At 62.0% G+C, this 15,292-nt stretch carries 13 protein-coding genes and 1 riboswitch; of the genes, 10 read left to right on the plus strand and 3 right to left on the minus strand.

What is annotated here, in order from left to right; all coding sequences use genetic code 11:
• Positions 1 to 148 precede the first annotated feature (148 nt).
• Positions 149 to 1,444 carry a tRNA (N(6)-L-threonylcarbamoyladenosine(37)-C(2))-methylthiotransferase MtaB gene (mtaB, locus tag MTP38_RS04865; RefSeq protein ID WP_227619830.1) on the minus strand — a complete coding sequence of 432 codons (1,296 nt, stop codon included), beginning with the start codon at positions 1,442 to 1,444 and terminating at the stop codon, positions 149 to 151.
• Positions 1,445 to 1,619: 175 nt separating this feature from the next.
• Here mtaB and MTP38_RS04870 point away from each other — a divergent pair, with 175 nt between their 5' ends.
• The 8 genes from MTP38_RS04870 (at position 1,620) to plsY (ending at position 9,239) form a co-directional block, all read left to right on the plus strand.
• Positions 1,620 to 2,876 carry a D-alanyl-D-alanine carboxypeptidase family protein gene (locus MTP38_RS04870; RefSeq protein WP_249234424.1) on the plus strand — a complete coding sequence of 419 codons (1,257 nt, stop codon included), beginning with the start codon at positions 1,620 to 1,622 and terminating at the stop codon, positions 2,874 to 2,876.
• A 220-nt stretch (positions 2,877 to 3,096) separates the two neighbouring features.
• Positions 3,097 to 4,428, plus strand: a complete 1,332-nt coding sequence (locus MTP38_RS04875) for a glucose-6-phosphate isomerase (RefSeq protein ID WP_227619828.1) — start codon at positions 3,097 to 3,099, stop codon at positions 4,426 to 4,428.
• Between the two features lie 63 nt (positions 4,429 to 4,491).
• On the plus strand, positions 4,492 to 4,896 hold the full coding sequence (locus MTP38_RS04880) for an ATP-binding protein (protein ID WP_227619827.1): 405 nt from the start codon (positions 4,492 to 4,494) through the stop codon (positions 4,894 to 4,896).
• 144 nt (positions 4,897 to 5,040) lie between these two features.
• Positions 5,041 to 5,541 (plus strand): YceD family protein, encoded by a 501-nt coding sequence (locus MTP38_RS04885; protein ID WP_249234425.1) that lies wholly within the window; start codon positions 5,041 to 5,043, stop codon positions 5,539 to 5,541.
• A 26-nt stretch (positions 5,542 to 5,567) separates the two neighbouring features.
• Entirely contained in the window at positions 5,568 to 5,747 is a 180-nt protein-coding gene (gene rpmF, locus MTP38_RS04890) for a 50S ribosomal protein L32 (RefSeq protein ID WP_015563707.1), read from the plus strand.
• A 102-nt stretch (positions 5,748 to 5,849) separates the two neighbouring features.
• On the plus strand, positions 5,850 to 7,181 hold the full coding sequence (locus MTP38_RS04895) for a DUF512 domain-containing protein (protein ID WP_227619825.1): 1,332 nt from the start codon (positions 5,850 to 5,852) through the stop codon (positions 7,179 to 7,181).
• A gap of 33 nt (positions 7,182 to 7,214) precedes the next feature.
• Positions 7,215 to 8,558, plus strand: coding sequence for a ribosome biogenesis GTPase Der (der, locus tag MTP38_RS04900; RefSeq protein WP_227619824.1), 1,344 nt, complete (start codon positions 7,215 to 7,217; stop codon positions 8,556 to 8,558).
• 18 nt (positions 8,559 to 8,576) lie between these two features.
• Positions 8,577 to 9,239 (plus strand): glycerol-3-phosphate 1-O-acyltransferase PlsY, encoded by a 663-nt coding sequence (gene plsY, locus MTP38_RS04905; protein ID WP_249234426.1) that lies wholly within the window; start codon positions 8,577 to 8,579, stop codon positions 9,237 to 9,239.
• 73 nt (positions 9,240 to 9,312) lie between these two features.
• Here the strand turns inward: plsY and MTP38_RS04910 are convergent, their stop codons facing one another.
• On the minus strand, positions 9,313 to 9,903 hold the full coding sequence (locus MTP38_RS04910) for a transporter (protein WP_249234427.1): 591 nt from the start codon (positions 9,901 to 9,903) through the stop codon (positions 9,313 to 9,315).
• Between the two features lie 290 nt (positions 9,904 to 10,193).
• Positions 10,194 to 10,562 (minus strand): RidA family protein, encoded by a 369-nt coding sequence (locus MTP38_RS04915; RefSeq protein ID WP_015563712.1) that lies wholly within the window; start codon positions 10,560 to 10,562, stop codon positions 10,194 to 10,196.
• A 308-nt stretch (positions 10,563 to 10,870) separates the two neighbouring features.
• Here MTP38_RS04915 and MTP38_RS04920 point away from each other — a divergent pair, with 308 nt between their 5' ends.
• Positions 10,871 to 13,570, plus strand: coding sequence for a helicase associated domain-containing protein (locus tag MTP38_RS04920; RefSeq protein ID WP_249234428.1), 2,700 nt, complete (start codon positions 10,871 to 10,873; stop codon positions 13,568 to 13,570).
• Between the two features lie 41 nt (positions 13,571 to 13,611).
• Positions 13,612 to 13,829: riboswitch (cobalamin riboswitch) on the plus strand.
• Between the two features lie 176 nt (positions 13,830 to 14,005).
• A complete protein-coding gene (locus MTP38_RS04925; protein ID WP_249234429.1) occupies positions 14,006 to 15,250 on the plus strand; it encodes a sirohydrochlorin cobaltochelatase in 1,245 nt (414 codons plus the stop codon).
• Positions 15,251 to 15,292: the final 42 nt, after the last annotated feature.

Below are 15,292 nucleotides of genomic sequence, written 5' to 3' on the forward strand. Positions count from 1 at the left end.
GCCCCGAATGATCCACTTTTATTGTAGCATAAACCTTTCGGGATGAAAAGGGGAAAGTCCAAAATTCGTTATGAAATTCACAACTGGTATATCTTGCACAAACGCGAATATTTGGATTTGTACAAAATAGCAAAGAAACGGCTAAGACTCAGGCCAGCTCTGCCCGGACGCGCTCGCCATCGTAACGGCCCAGCCGGACATGGACGATCTCGCCGCTCTTGCGGCCCGGGGCCGACACCACGACGGGGATGTACAGCCGGGTGTAGCCGGTGAAGAGGGTGCCGGACAGGGGCGTTTCCAGCAGCACGTCGTCCTCGCTGCCCTCGTAGGCGGCCAGCACCTCGCGGCGGATATCCTCAGCGATGGCGTTCATCTCCCGGCTGCGGGCCTGCTTCTCCCGCTCGTGCACCTGATCGGGGAAGTCGTAGGCGGGGGTGCCGCTGCGGCGGGAGTAGGGGAAGACATGGACCTTCAAAAAGCCGATCTGCTTCAGGAAATCGCAGCTCTCCCGGAAGTCTGCCTCCGTCTCGCCGGGGAAGCCGCAGATGCAGTCGGTGGTGAAGCTGACCGGACGCCCGCCATAGGCGGCACGGAGCTGGCTGACCACCTCGGCATACTGCTCAGCGGTGTAGACGCGGCGCATCCGGCGCAGCGTGGCACTGCAGCCGCTCTGCAGGCTCAGATGGTACTGGGGGCAGAGCTTGTCCACCGCAGCCAGCCGGGTGATGGACTCGGGCGTCAGCATATCGGGGTCGAGGCTGCCCAGACGGATCCGCTCGATGCCCTCCACCTCGGCGCACTTCTCCACCAGCTCTACGAGGTCGGTGCCGGTGTCGAGGCCGTAACTGGGCAGGGAAATGGCGCTGAGCACCACCTCCCGGTAGCCGGAGGCGGCCAGCTGGCGCAGCTCGGCGAGGATGCTCTCCTCCGAGCGGCTGCGCACCGGGCCGCGGGCACGGGGGATGACGCAGTAGGCGCACTGGCGGTTGCAGCCGTCCTCAACCTTAATGAAGGCGCGGGTGTGGGTCTCGAACCGCTCCACCGGCAGCTCCTCGAACTGCTCGCCCTTGGCGTGGGGGGCGATGGCGACGATGCGCTCGTGGCCGTCCAGCAGCTTGAGCACATTGTCGAGGATGGCTTTCCGGTCGCCGTTGCCGCAGACGAGGTCAGCCTCCATGAACTGTGCCGCCTCCTCCGGGAAGGCCTGCGGATAGCAGCCGGTGAGGACCGTCACAGCGCCGGGGTTCTCGCGCTTGGCCCGGCGGAGCCACTTGCGGCTCTTCTGGTCGCCGAAGTTGGTGACGGTGCAGCTGTTGACGACGAAGACGTCGGCCTCTTCGCCCTCCGGCACGATGGTAAAACCGGCGGAGCGGAACATCTGCTCCAGTGCGCCGGTCTCGTTCAGATTGACCTTGCAGCCAAGGGTATAAAAACAAACTCGCATGGGGTGTCCTTTCCAGAACCTCTCCGGCATGGTCGGGCAGATGCGGGGCGGAGAGGCTATTACCTTATAACAAACCATCCTATTATAGCAGATTTTTCCCGGAGAGAAAAGGGCATTCCGCCTTCTTTTTTTGCATAGAATGCAATCAGACAGACATTGCGGGGAGGGACAAGGGATGGAACGAAAGAATTTTGCGGCGCTCTGTGCCGCCGTGCTCTGCTTCTGGCTGTTTGCACTGGCCCTTGGCACAGCGGAGGGGGTGGGCCTGCGGGCCGTCATGCACCCGGAGGAGAGGGCCGTCAGCGCCGATGCAGGGGAGGCGGCAGAGGGGACGGCTCTCCCGGCGGCGGCTGCCGCGCCCCAGCTCTCGCTCAACTGCCGCGCCGCCATCCTCATCGAGCAGGGCAGCGGCCGAGTGCTCTACGAGAAGAACGCCGACGAGCGGGTGCCCATCGCCTCCATCACCAAGGTCATGACCCTGCTCCTCACCTTCGAGGCCGTCCACGACGGGCGGCTGACGATGGAGACGCCGGTGCCGGTCAGTGAGCACGCCTACCATATGGGCGGCAGTCAAATCTGGCTCGAGCCGGGGGAGCATTTTACGCTGGACGAGATGATAAAGGCCATCTGCGTCTCCTCCGCCAACGACGCGGCCGTGGCTGTGGCCGAGCTGGTGGGCGGCAGTGAACCGGCCTTCGTGGAGCAGATGAACGCCCGCGCCGCTGCGCTGGGGATGGAGCAGACCACCTTCCGCAATGCCTGCGGACTGGACGCCGAGGGCCATCTTTCCACCGCCCGGGACGTGGCCGTCATGAGCCGCACCATCCTGAACACCTGCCCCGAGGTGCTGCATTATACCGGTATCTGGACGGATACCCTCCGGGGCGGGCAGACCCAGCTCGTCAACACCAACAAGCTCCTCCGCCGGTACGAGGGCATCACCGGCCTCAAGACCGGCACCACCGGCGGAGCGGGCATCTGCATCTCAGCCAGTGCCACCCGGAACGGACTTTCCCTCATCGCGGTCATCTTGGGAGCACCGTCCAGTGCCGACCGCTTCGACGCCGCCACGACACTGCTGGACTACGGTTTCGGGGCCTATGAGGCCGCACCCCTGCCGAAGCTCGAGGTTCAGCCGCTCCAAATCGCGGTCAAGGGAAGCGCAGCGGGCAGCGTCCCGCTGGATTACACGGCCCTGCCCGGGACGGTGCTGGTGGAGAAGGGGACGGCCTCCGCCCTCCACACCGAGCTGACCCTGCCGCAGGAGCTGGAAGCCCCGGTGGAGCAAGGGCAGACGGTGGGCAAAGCTGCTGTTTATCAGGGCGAAAGCCTTTTGGAGGAGTATGAGGTGCGTGCTGCCGCCGATGCACCCAGAATGACCGTCCGGGATGCCATCGGGCTGCTGTGGCAGAGCCTCGTCGGCGCGTCCTGACCGAAAACGGCGCACTACCGGCCAAAAACGGTTAGCGCAGGCAAAGAACGGCTTGGACGTTTGTATAAAAGATGTAAGAGCTGACAAAACAACACTATTAAAATTGTATGAAAAGCGAGGATTTTGGCCTTGACTTTGCCCGGCGGGAACGGTACACTTATACCAAGACAAACCCTCGCCGGGCAGAGTGCCCGTAAAATGTTTTGGAGGTTTTGATAGAATGAGTCTCGCTCTGAATACGAAGCACCTCTCCAGCTTTATCAAGGAAGAGGAATACAAGGCCATCTACCCGCAGGTGGAGGCCGCACACAAGACGCTGGAAGCCAAGAACGGCCCCGGCAGCGACTTTTTGGGCTGGATGTATCTGCCCCGCGATTACGATAAGGAAGAGTTCGCCCGCATCAAGGCCGCAGCAGCCAAGATCCGCGAGGACTCCGACGTTCTGGTGGTGGCCGGCATCGGCGGCAGCTATCTGGGCGCACGCGCCGTCATCGAGGCTGTCAAGGGTATGTACCACAACGAGCTGGACAACGGCCTGAAGATCTACTTCTGCGGCAACAGCATCAGCCCCACCTATCTGAATGACATCATCGCGCTGTGCAAGGGCAAGCGCTTCTCCATCAACGTTATCTCCAAGTCCGGCACCACCACCGAGACCTCTCTGGCCTTCCGCGTGCTGCGCAAGCTGCTGGAAGACGAGATGGGCGTGGAAGAGGCCAACAAGCGCATCTATGCCACCACCGACCGCGCTAAGGGCACCCTCAAGCAGCTGGCTGACGCACAGGGCTGGCCCACCTTCGTCGTCCCCGACGATGTCGGCGGCCGCTACTCCGTCCTTTCCGCTGTGGGCCTGCTGCCCATCGCCGCCGCTGGCATCAGCATCGACGAGGTGATGCAGGGCGCAGCCGACGCCATGGAGCGCTTCTCCGTCCTCAGCCCCGACAACGACGCTTACAAGTATGCTGCCATCCGCAACATCCTGTACCGCAAGGGCAAGAGCATCGAGATCCTCGAGTGCTATGAGCCGAACTTCACCCTCATGAACGAGTGGTACAAGCAGCTGTTCGGTGAGAGCGAGGGCAAGGACAACAAGGGCCTGTTCCCCGCAAGCTGCATCTTCTCCACCGACCTGCACTCCATGGGCCAGTTCATTCAGGAAGGCGCCCGCACCATGTTCGAGACCATCGTGGACGTCAGAAAGCCCGCACAGGATCTCTTCATCGAGAAGCTCGAGGGCAACTTCGACGGCCTGAACTTCCTCGCCGACCAGAACATGAGCGTGGTCAACCGCAAGGCCATGGAGGGCACCATCCTCGCCCACACCGACGGCGGCGTGCCCGAGGTGGTCATCGAGGTGGACGACCTGTCTGCTTATAATGTGGGCTACCTCATCTACTTCTTCTGGCGTGCCTGCGCCTGCAGCGGCTATCTGCTGAGCGTCAACCCCTTCAACCAGCCGGGCGTCGAGAGCTATAAGAAAAATATGTTCGCACTGCTGGGCAAGCCGGGCTACGAGAACCTGACCGCTGAGCTGGAAGCAAAGCTGAAGTAACATCTGGCGGAACAAAAAATGATCTCCCGCCGCGAGGCGTGGAAAATACAGGAGGACAGAACTATGATTAAACTGATTGTTGGCACCAAAGGCTCCGGTAAGACCAAGGCTATGATCGACATGATCAATGATTCGGTCAAGACCTCCAAGGGCAACGTCGTTGTCGTCGAGAAGGGCATGAAGCTGACCTATGAGATCCACAATGCAGCCCGTCTCATCGATCTGGACGAGTACAAGATCGCTGGCGGCGAGATGCTGTACGGCTTCGTGGCCGGCCTGCTGGCAAGCAATTATGACATCACCGACCTGTACATCGACGGCATCCTGAAGGTGCTGGATCACGACATCAACCGTCTGGGCGTCGTTCTGGACGAGGTGGCTGCTGCCGCCGGCGACTCCGTCAAGGTCACGGTCACGGTCAGCGCCGACGAGTCTGCTCTGCCCCACGATGTGAAGAAGTACCTGTAAAACGCTGAAATTTCTGATTTGAACCATCCCAGACAGGCAGGAAACCGGAGAATTTGAAATTTTTTCGGTTTTCTGCCTGTTTTGGTGTTGACAAAGGGCTGTGTTGGCGCTATACTAACAAAGCAGCCTTTTATGAGGTGTACTATGCAATTTGACCTGAGAAAGTTTATCGTATCCGGCACGAAACCTTATGTTGCAGAGTTTCAGTGTGATTTGTCTGCCAAGGATTTTGCCGGTGCAAGGATCGAGCAGCCGGTGTCGGCCCGCTTTGAGGCGGTGCCGGATGGCGACGAGATCCGGATGACGCTGCGGGCAAACGCATTGGTGCACGGAGAGTGCGCCCGCTGTCTCGACCCGGTCGAACGGGAAGAGACGGTGCAAGCAGAGTGGACGGTCAGGGAGCGCGATCTGGATGACCCGGATTTCGACCTGCCCCTCGACGAAAAAGGACATCTGGATGTAGACGAATGGCTCTGTCAGGAGTTTATGTTCCAGATCCCCACGGTGCTGCTTTGCAGCGCTGACTGCCCGGGCTTGTGTCCCCGGTGCGGGAAGAAGATGGCCGAATGTACCTGCCCTCCGGCAGAAGCTGAGGCCGAACCCGCAGACGCAAGGCTAGCGATACTCAAATCACTGCTGAACTGACAAACCCATCAAGGAGGTGCAAAAATATGGCAGTACCTAAGAGACATCTTTCCAAGGCCCGCCGCGACAAGCGTCGCAGCAATGTTTGGAAGCTGGAGGCCCCCGCACTGGTGAAGTGCAGCAACTGCGGCTCTCTGAAGCTCCCCCACCAGGCATGTGGCAACTGCGGTTACTACAAGGGCGAGGAAGTCATCAAGAAGGGCTAATTTGCGCAGAATTGGTGGCACATTGGTGTTATGTACAGAAGGGGAGGGCGCAATGCCTTCCCCTTCTTGCTTTGTCTGGGAATGAAACTGTGAGGTGAAAGCATGGCCATCCGGATCGAGCGTGTGGAAGAGGGCAGCGAGGCCGCTGTCCTCGGCCTCGCTGGCGGCGACGAGCTGCTGAGCGTGGACGGCAACGAGCTGAACGACACGCTGGACTACGATTTTTATACCGACAGCAAGAGCTTCCACCTCAAGGCGAGGGTGGCAGACGGCATCCGGGAATGGGATGTCCGGCGGGAGGAGCGCGGCCCCTTTGGCTGCGACTTCTCCACCTATCTGGGCGACCAGAAGCACTCCTGCTCCAACCACTGCATGTTCTGCTTCATCGACCAGCTCCCGCCGGGGATGCGGGAGAGCCTCTACTTCAAGGACGACGACGAGCGGCTGTCCTTCCTGTTCGGCAACTATATCACCATGACCAATATGCAGGACCACGAGATCGACCGCATCATCAAGATGCACATCTCGCCCATCAACATCTCCGTCCATACGACGAACCCCCAGCTCCGGGTCCGGATGCTGGCCAACAAGCGGGCGGGCGAGGTGCTCCAATACCTGCCCCGTCTGGTGGAGGGCGGCATCGCCGTCAACTGCCAGCTGGTGCTCTGCCGGGGCATCAACGACGGCGACGAGCTGCGCCGCACCCTCACCGACCTGCTGGAGCTGACCCCGATGGTGCAGAGCGTGGCAGCGGTGCCCTGCGGCGTGACGGATTACCGGCAGAACCTGTTCAAGCAGACGCCCTACGACGCCGAGACCAGCGCCGCCGTCATCGACATCATGGAGGAGTTTGGGGATGAGTGCAAGCGCCGCCACGGCAAGCGCATCATCTACCCCAGCGACGAGTGGTACCTCAAGGCGGGCCGGCCCATCCCGGCCCCGGAGTTCTATGAGGACTACGACCAGCTGGAAAACGGCGTGGGAATGATGAGCCTCTTCCGGCAGGAATTTCTGGCCGAGCTGGAAAAGCCCCACCGTGTCTATGGCTCCAAGAAGCTGGACGTCGTCACCGGCACGATGGCGTCCCCCCTCATCACCGAGATGATGGACGAGCTGCACCGTCAGTACCCCATGATCGAGGTGACAGTGCATACCATCAAAAACAACTTCTTCGGCGGCAACGTCGGCGTGGCGGGCCTCGTCACGGCGACGGACATCATCGCCCAGTGCGAGGGCAGGCTGACCAGCGGCACGCTGGGGGTGCCTGCCGTGATGCTGCGGGAGGAGAAGGACACCTTCCTCGACGATGTCACCATCGAGCAGCTGGGCCAGCGGCTCGGCGTGAAGGTGGAAGTCCTGCCCGTCAGCGGCGGCGACGAGGCCAAGGCCCTGCTGCGCAGCGGCCTCCACATCGCCCGCCGGAGAAGACCGTAATCGTTACCCCTTTTGTGAAAGGAGGAACCCCCTATGAGCAAACCGATCGTAGCTGTGGTGGGCCGTCCCAACGTGGGCAAGTCCACCCTGTTCAATAAGCTCTGCGGCCAGCGTCTGGCCATCGTGGAGGATACCCCCGGCATCACCCGCGACCGCATCTTCGCCAACTGCGAGTGGAGCGGCCACGAGTTCCTGCTGGTGGACACCGGCGGCATCGAGCCGAAGGCCACCGAGGGCATTCTGGCCCATATGCGCGAGCAGGCCCAGATCGCCATCGACACCGCCGACTGCATCATCATGGTGGTGGATGTCCGCAATGGCCTGACCGCTTCCGACGAGGACGTGGCTCATATGCTGCGCCGCAGCCATAAGCCCATCATTCTTGCCGTCAACAAGTGTGATAATGTGGGCCAGACCCCCATGGAGCTCTATGAGTTCTACAACCTCGGCTTCGACGAGGTCATGCCCATCTCGTCCGTCCACGGCCACGGCACCGGCGACCTGCTGGACGCCGTCTGTGCCCACCTCGATTTCAGTGAGACCGTCGTGGAGGAGGACCGCATCCCCGTCGCCATCATCGGCCGCCCCAATGTGGGCAAGTCCAGCCTGACCAACCGCATCCTCGGAGAGAACCGGATGATCGTGGCCAACGAGGCCGGCACCACCCGCGATGCCATCGACACCCCGGTGGACAACGCCTACGGCAAGTTCATCTTCACCGATACCGCTGGTCTGCGCAAGCGCAGCAACATCACCGACGGCCTCGAGCGCTACATGGTCGTCCGGGCACTGGCCGCTGTGGAGCGCAGCCGCGTAGCCCTCATCCTCGTGGATGCCACCGTCGGCTTCACCGAGCAGGACAGCAAGGTGGCCGGTTATGCCCACGATCAGGGCAAGGCCTGCATCATCGTCGTCAACAAGTGGGACGCCGTGGAGGGCAAGGAGACCAACACGATGGAGCTGCAGCGCCGCGGCTATGCCGAGTGCTTCAGCTTTATGGGCTATGCTCCCATCATCTTCATCTCGGCCCAGACCGGCTACAACGTCAACAAGCTGATGCAGCTCATCCGGGATGTGGACAGCCAGAACGGTGCCCGCGTGCCCACCGGCGTCCTCAACGAGATGCTGGCCCGTGCGACCGCCCGGATGCAGCCGCCCAGCGACAAGGGCCGCCGCCTGAAGATCTTCTACCTGACGCAGGCCTCCACCCGTCCGCCGACGTTCGTGGCCTTCGTCAACGCAAAGCACTTGTTCCACTTCAGCTATCAGCGGTATATCATCAACCAGATCCGCGAGAACTTCGGTCTGGAGCACACCCCCATCCGCCTTGTCGTGCGGGAGCGCGGCTCCGGCGAGGTGGGCGCAAAGGACGTATAAGGGAAGGAGCCTTGCTGCATGACTGCATTTCTCATCGTGCTGGCTGTCGCTGCCGAAGCCTACCTGCTGGGCAGCGTGGACACCGGCATCCTCGTCAGCAAATACCTTTATCATGACGACGTCCGCACCCACGGCTCGGGCGCTGCCGGAATGACCAATATGCTGCGCACCTTCGGCAAAAAGGCCGCTGCCCTCACGGCGGTGGGCGATGTGCTCAAGGGCGTCGTGGCTGTCTGCCTCGGCCGGTGGCTGTTCAGCCATCTGCCCGCCGATGCGGCCATCTCGCCCTATCTGGGCGTCTACCTCGCCGCCATCCTCGCCGTGGTGGGCCACTCCAAGCCCATCTACTTCGGCTTCAAGGGCGGCAAGGGCGTGCTGGTGGCCGCTGGTGCCATCCTCGCCGTCCAGCCGGTGCTGCTGCCGGTGCTGGCGCTTATCTTCCTCGCCTGCCTGCTGCCCACCGGTATGGTGTCGCTGGGCAGCATCACGATGGCTGCAGCCTATCCGGTGCTGACGCTGGTGTACAGCCTCCTGCGCGGCCTGCCGACGCAGGACGTCGTGGTCTGCACCGTGGGCGCTGCCATCGTGGGCGGCATGGTCATCTGGATGCACCGCACCAATATCCAGCGCATCCGGGACGGCAAGGAGTACCGTTTCGGCCAGAAGCACAAGAGCAAGTAACCGCAAAAAGCAACGCCCCGCAGGGCGCTCGTTCCATCGAGCTGCCTGCGGGGCGTTTTGCTGTTTGGCAGAGTTATTCCGCGTCGGCTTCCTGAAGGGTCTCGGTGTTGTCCTCGTACTCGGGGTCTTCGATGGCGATGGTCTCTTCCCGTTCAGCAGACTTGCTGCTGAGGTGCTTGCGCAGCCGGGCGGCAAATTCGTCTTCCGGGATGCCGCTCTGGGAGGGGGTGAGGTCGGGTGCGGGGTGGCCGTCGGGCAGGTGAGCGCCGAAGGCCGGGACGAAGAAGAATTTCCGCACGACGAAGATGAGGGCGATGGCCCCCACGCTCAGCAGATTCTCCAGTGCAGATTCGTGGCCCACCACCATGTGGCGTGCGATGGCGTAGAGCAGCACTTCGAGGCTGGAGCCGGGGCTGTGCTTGGCCAGCATCTTGATGAACTCGATGCCGATGACGATGTCCAGCGCGCGCTGTAAGAAGATGCTCACCTCGACGTCGTTGCCGTCGAACAGCAGGCCGGGCATCCATTGCAGCAGGGGGATCATCGACAGCAGCAGGCCGATGAGGACGAGGCCGGACAGCAGGATCTCGAGCAGCGTGGCGGCGCTGATGATCCGGTTGCGCAGCTCGGCGCGGTTGTGGCTTTCGACACGGGAATTGGACATGGCGGGGACCTCTCTTTCGAATCTGACCGGAAATATTTTATAGCAAACCAACTTTTTAATGCAACAGCAACAATGTTGGTTTGCATATCGCAGATATGCTGCTTCAGTTGTGCTAATTTCTAGTCTTGCGATACAATAGTTTGATTCTATTGTAACAAAAGTGAAAAGTGAAGTCAATTCTCCGGAAAAGAAAGTAAGCCGACATGAAAAACTGGAATCGATGGCAGCACAAAAAGGCCGTCCGCGCCCCGGAGAGGGTGCAGACGGCCTTTTTGCAGACTGGGAAAAACTTATGCCTCAGCGATGGCCTCGATCTCGCAGAGCACGCCCTTGGGCAGATCCTTCACCGCCACGCAGCTGCGGGCAGGCTTGGAGGTGAAGTACTTGGCGTACACCTCGTTGAAGGCGGCAAAGTCGGCAATGTCGGCGAGGAAGCAGGTGGTCTTGACCACCTTGTCGAAGCCCACGCCCGCAGCCTCAAGGATGGCACCTACATTGCGGCAGCTCTGGTCTGCCTGTGCAGCGATGCCCTCAGCGACCGCGCCGGTGGCGGGGTCTACCGGGATCTGGCCGGAGGTGAAGACGAGGCCGCCCACGGTGTAGCCCTGAGAGTAGGGGCCGATGGCGCCGGGGGCTTTTTCGGTGCTGATGATGTTCATATCGATTACCTCACTTGTCCTGAATAGGGATGTCTCCCGCAAAAGGGGAGCGGATGCCAAGAGTCTACCACCAACGGCCTCTGCCGTCAACTGTTGCCGGGGAGAAGATTTTTCAGGAGATTTTAGAGATATTTGCAAAATTGCCTTGACAAGAAATAAACTTTTATGATAATAATAGGATACGAAACTAACATTTTAACGAAAAAGAACGCAGGCGCAGCGCAGGCAGGGCAGTCCGCTTTGCGCAGGCGCATTTCTTTTTTGCAGAAAAAACGATTTCTGAACCACCGGGAGGGGCAGAAAAGGATATGTCGATTTTAGTGCATGATTCAAACAAAGCGGCCTGCCGTGCGGCGGCAGCCGCCTTGCAGCAGGGCTGCCGGGCCGCGCTGGTGCGTCCGGCGGGCACCGGCAAGGGCCGCATCGTGTGGGAGATGCTGGCAGAACAGCCTGACACCCGCGTCCTCTGGGTGGCCTCCTGCGCCGCGCGGCTCGAACTGCGCCGCGGACTGGCGAAGGAGCTGGGCAAAACGCTGGACGGCAGCGTCCGGCTGATGGACTGTGAGCAGCTGGCTGCACAGAGCGCGCTGGGCTGGGTGGCGCTGGCAGAGTTCCGGCCCGGTCTGTTGGTGCTGGACGGCTGGCGGGAGATGAGCGCACGGGATTGGACGGACTGCGTCCAGCTCCTGTTCCGCCTCTGTCCGGAGGCCAAGGTGCTGGCGCTGGCCGAGCCGGACGCCCCGGGCGAGAGCTGCCGCGCTGCCGAAGAGCTGCTGGGCGATGCTGTGGTGGAGCCGCTGACGCTGGGCGGGGCATTGGCCGATGGGCTGCTGCCCATGCCGACCTCCTACACGGCGCTGCTCTGGCCGCAGGAGGCCGCAATGGCCCGACTCCGCGCCGAGGTGAAGAACCTCCGCGTGCCCGGCACGCCCGACCCCAACGCCGAAAAATATCAGGCACTGAGCCTTGCTGTGGAGCAGCTGCCCTCCGTGGAAGTGCTGCTGGCGCGGTGGCTCCCCGATGCCGCCGGGCGGTATCTCGTCCTCTGCGAGGATGCCCAGACGGCGGCGCAGATGGCCCAGCAGGCCGAAGCGCTGTTTGGTGCGGGGGTGCATACCTGCTGCGCCGATGCGCTTTCCAGCGATGCAGAGCCCTTCCTGACCGACGAGGCCGAAGCGCTGCGGCTGCTGGTCTGCGTCAACAGTCCTGCTGTCGAGACGCCGCTGACCGGCATTTCAGGCGTTGTCCTCGTCCGCCGCACCGCTGAGGCACCCGCCTATCGGCAGATGCTGGCCCGCGCCCTCGCGGCCTGCGGCAGTGTGCCGGTGGCAGAGCTGAGCGCTACCTTCGAAGGACTGACCTGCGTGCCGCAGCTCCGGAAGGAGTGCGGCGAGAAGCCATTCCCGCTGTCTGAGCCGCTGTCCGCCTGCCGCCGGGCCTACCGGCAGCTTCGCCGGGCACTGGACGCCGAATGGGAGCGCTATTTTGCCGCCGCGAAACAGATGGCCGCAAAAAAGCTGCCGCTGGATGTGCCCCGTGCCTACACCTTTGAGGGAGTGGCCGTGGGCCGCTGGCTGGAAAACCAGCGCCTCGTGCGGGCCGGAAAGAAGAATGGCCGCCTCACTGCCGAGCAGGTCGCCCGGCTGGACAAGATCGGCATGAACTGGAAAAAGCGCCTTGAGCTGGCGTGGGAGAACGGCTGGGCCTCGGCCCGGCGGTACCGCGACAGCCACGCCGACCTTCTGGTGCCGGTCCACTATAAAGATAAGAACGGCTTCGCGCTGGGCGAGTGGATCGTCTACAACCGCCAGCGCTATCAGGGCGGCAGCCTTTCGGATGACCGCATCGAGCGGCTGGAATCGCTGGGCATGGTGTGGGACACCGGCAGCATCCTCTGGGAAAAGAACTATGCCGCTGCCGTCCAGTACCATCTCGAGCACGATGACCTCGAGATCCCCGTCAAGTACGTCACGCCGGACGGCATGGCGCTGGGCGTCTGGCTGGGCAGCCAGCGGGCCGCCTATAAGGAAGGAACCCTGACCGCCGCCCAGATCGAAAAGCTGGAAGCCCTCGGCGTGGACTGGGCGAACCGGAACGACCGAAAGTGGCAGACTGCCTACGAGGCCGCCGTGAAATATTACAGCGCCCATGGCAACATCGACGTGCCCACCGAGTACATCGATGAGGACGGCATCCTGCTGGGCAAGTGGGTGTCCCGCCAGCGGTATGCATGGCAGAACCCCGAGCGCAGCAGTGCCCGGGTCACGCCGGAGCGGAAAGCCCTGCTGGATGAGCTGGGCATGATCTGGGAAAAGACCGACTCGTGGCAGCACCGCTACGAGCTGGCGGCGGCATACAAAAAAGAGCACGGCAGTCTGGCCGTCCCGGCGCAGTACCGGACGGAGGACGGCATCTGGCTGGGCAGCTGGCTCTCCCGCCAGAAGCTGATGCTGCGGGAGGGCAAAAAGCTCTCCGCGGAGCGCTGCGCCGCCCTCAGGGAGCTGTTTCAGGGCGAGAACACCCGCCGCCTTACGGCCACTGTGCCGCCTGCGTGCAGCGTGCGGGAGCAGAACTGGCTGGACAACTATCAAAGCGCCAAGCGCTATGCCGAAAAGAAGGGCACCCTTCTCGTGCCCGCCGGATATGTGGACGAGAGCGGCTTCCGGCTGGGCGTCTGGATCTCGAACCTCCGCGCTGCCCGCAAGGCCCGGCCTGAGTCCTTTCAGGTCACGCCGGAGCACATCGCCATGCTGGACGCCATCGGGATGCAGTGGGACGCCCGGGAGGCCAAATGGGACGGGGCGTTCCGTCGCGCCGAGGAATACCGCGCCGCCCACGGCGACCTTCTGGTGCCGGTGAACTACAAGACCGGCGACGGCTTCTGCCTCGGCGACTGGATCCGCCGGATGCGGGAGAGCTATGCTGCCGCCGATGACCGGCTGACAGCCGCCCACGTCCAGAAGCTTGAGGCGCTGGGGATGGTCTGGACGATGCCGCAGGAGAGCTGAGATATTGCTTTTTGAGGTGAGGTGTGCTATACTTCCTCTCGTCTGAATAGAAAACAGCAGGTGCCTGCCGCCAAGGGCTTGTCCTTTGGCCGGGAGGGTAAAAGGGAAGCGGGTGAGAGTCCCGCGCGATCTCGTCACTGTGATAAGGGAGTCCGCTGCTTTGGCGCATGTCGCCGGTCACTGGGAGCTTTGCTTCTGGGAAGGCGGCAGCGGATGATGAGCTTTCAGTCAGGAAACCTGCCCGCTGTTGGTACAGGAGCGCCAAGCTCCGGATCACGAGGAATTGGTCGTACCAAAAAGCCCGAATCGTTCAAAGGGTCTTTTTGCTGTGCCTTCCGCGCGGCAGAAAGGCTCTTTTTCGTTTGAGCTGGCCCCCGTTTCGTACCCTTTCTATCGGAAGTACCGATCCCACCCAAACAGAAAGGACTCAAAACAATGCGTAAAGCAACCAACAAGAACTGGCAGCGCGTCACCGCCGCTGCCGCCGCACTGGCCCTGTGTGCCGGTGTGCTCACCGGCTGCGGTGCATCTTCTTCTACTGCTGCCAGCAGCGCCGCAGCAAGCTCTGCTGCCGCCAGCGAGGTGAGCAGCGAGGAGGCCGATGAAATGGCAGCAAAGAACGTGGCAGATCTCATCGACGCCATCTATGTGCAGGAGCGCAACGAGAACACCGACGCCCAGTGCGAGGCCGCCAAGGCCGCATGGGACGCCTTGACCGATGCCCAGAAGGAGCTGGTCGAGGGTGAAGAGGCTGACCCCGATTACTTTGGCCGCGACACCGGCGATGCCTCCAAGGACGACCCCCGCAATGAGGACAACATCGGCGACAACGAGATCCTCGTCGTCAGCTTCGGCACCTCCTTCAACGACAGCCGCGCAGCGGACATCAAGGGCATCGAGGATGCCATTCAGGCCGCTTACCCCGACTGGTCTGTCCGCCGTGCCTTCACTGCACAGATCATCATCAACCATGTGCAGGCCCGTGACGGCGAGAAGATCGACAACATGGAGCAGGCTATGGAGCGCGCTGTCGCCAACGGCGTGAAGAATCTGGTCGTCCAGCCCACCCACCTGATGCACGGCGCGGAGTACGACGAGATGATGGAGCTGGTGGACAGCTACCGCGACAAGTTCGAGTCTGTCGCTGTCGCCGAGCCTCTGCTGGGCGAGGTGGGCAGCGATGCCACCGTCATCAACGCCGACAAGGAGGCTGTCGCCAAGGCAATCACCGCTGAGGCCGTCAAGACCGCTGGCTTCGACAGCGTGGACGCCGCTGCTGCGGATGGCACCGCCTTCGTTTTCATGGGCCACGGCACCTCTCACACCGCAAAGGTGAGCTACAGCCAGATGCAGGCTCAGATGAACGCTCTGGGCTACAAGAATGTCTTCATCGGCACCGTCGAGGGTGAGCCGGAGGAGACTGACTGTGAGAATGTCATCGAGGCGGTCAAGGCCGCCGGCTACACCAAGGTCGTCCTGCGTCCCCTGATGGTCGTTGCAGGCGACCATGCCAACAATGATATGGCGGGCGATGACGATGATTCCTGGAAGAGCCAGTTCGAGGCCTCTGCTGCATTCGATTCCGTCGAGTGCCAGATCGCAGGTCTGGGCGAGATCGCTGACATCCAGCAGCTCTACATCGCACACACCAAGGCCGCTGTCGATTCCCTGAACGGCTGATTCTGACCCTATGATTGCCCGGAAAGGAGTGCCTTTTCGGGC

It is taken from the genome of Faecalibacterium sp. I3-3-89, from assembly GCF_023347275.1.
Taxonomy (GTDB): domain Bacteria; phylum Bacillota; class Clostridia; order Oscillospirales; family Ruminococcaceae; genus Faecalibacterium; species Faecalibacterium butyricigenerans.

Excerpts from the sequence above, each read along its gene's own strand:
- MTP38_RS04910 (WP_249234427.1), bottom strand. The coding sequence starts at position 9,903 with ATGTCCAATTCCCGTGTCGAAAGCCACAACCGCGCCGAGCTGCGCAAC.
- MTP38_RS04915 (WP_015563712.1), bottom strand. The coding sequence starts at position 10,562 with ATGAACATCATCAGCACCGAAAAAGCCCCCGGCGCCATCGGCCCCTAC.
- MTP38_RS04885 (WP_249234425.1), top strand. The coding sequence starts at position 5,041 with ATGCAATTTGACCTGAGAAAGTTTATCGTATCCGGCACGAAACCTTAT.
- MTP38_RS04920 (WP_249234428.1), top strand. The coding sequence starts at position 10,871 with ATGTCGATTTTAGTGCATGATTCAAACAAAGCGGCCTGCCGTGCGGCG.
- MTP38_RS04925 (WP_249234429.1), top strand. The coding sequence starts at position 14,006 with ATGCGTAAAGCAACCAACAAGAACTGGCAGCGCGTCACCGCCGCTGCC.
- plsY (WP_249234426.1), top strand. The coding sequence starts at position 8,577 with ATGACTGCATTTCTCATCGTGCTGGCTGTCGCTGCCGAAGCCTACCTG.
- MTP38_RS04895 (WP_227619825.1), top strand. The coding sequence starts at position 5,850 with ATGGCCATCCGGATCGAGCGTGTGGAAGAGGGCAGCGAGGCCGCTGTC.
- rpmF (WP_015563707.1), top strand. The coding sequence starts at position 5,568 with ATGGCAGTACCTAAGAGACATCTTTCCAAGGCCCGCCGCGACAAGCGT.
- MTP38_RS04875 (WP_227619828.1), top strand. The coding sequence starts at position 3,097 with ATGAGTCTCGCTCTGAATACGAAGCACCTCTCCAGCTTTATCAAGGAA.
- mtaB (WP_227619830.1), bottom strand. The coding sequence starts at position 1,444 with ATGCGAGTTTGTTTTTATACCCTTGGCTGCAAGGTCAATCTGAACGAG.
- der (WP_227619824.1), top strand. The coding sequence starts at position 7,215 with ATGAGCAAACCGATCGTAGCTGTGGTGGGCCGTCCCAACGTGGGCAAG.
- MTP38_RS04880 (WP_227619827.1), top strand. The coding sequence starts at position 4,492 with ATGATTAAACTGATTGTTGGCACCAAAGGCTCCGGTAAGACCAAGGCT.
- MTP38_RS04870 (WP_249234424.1), top strand. The coding sequence starts at position 1,620 with ATGGAACGAAAGAATTTTGCGGCGCTCTGTGCCGCCGTGCTCTGCTTC.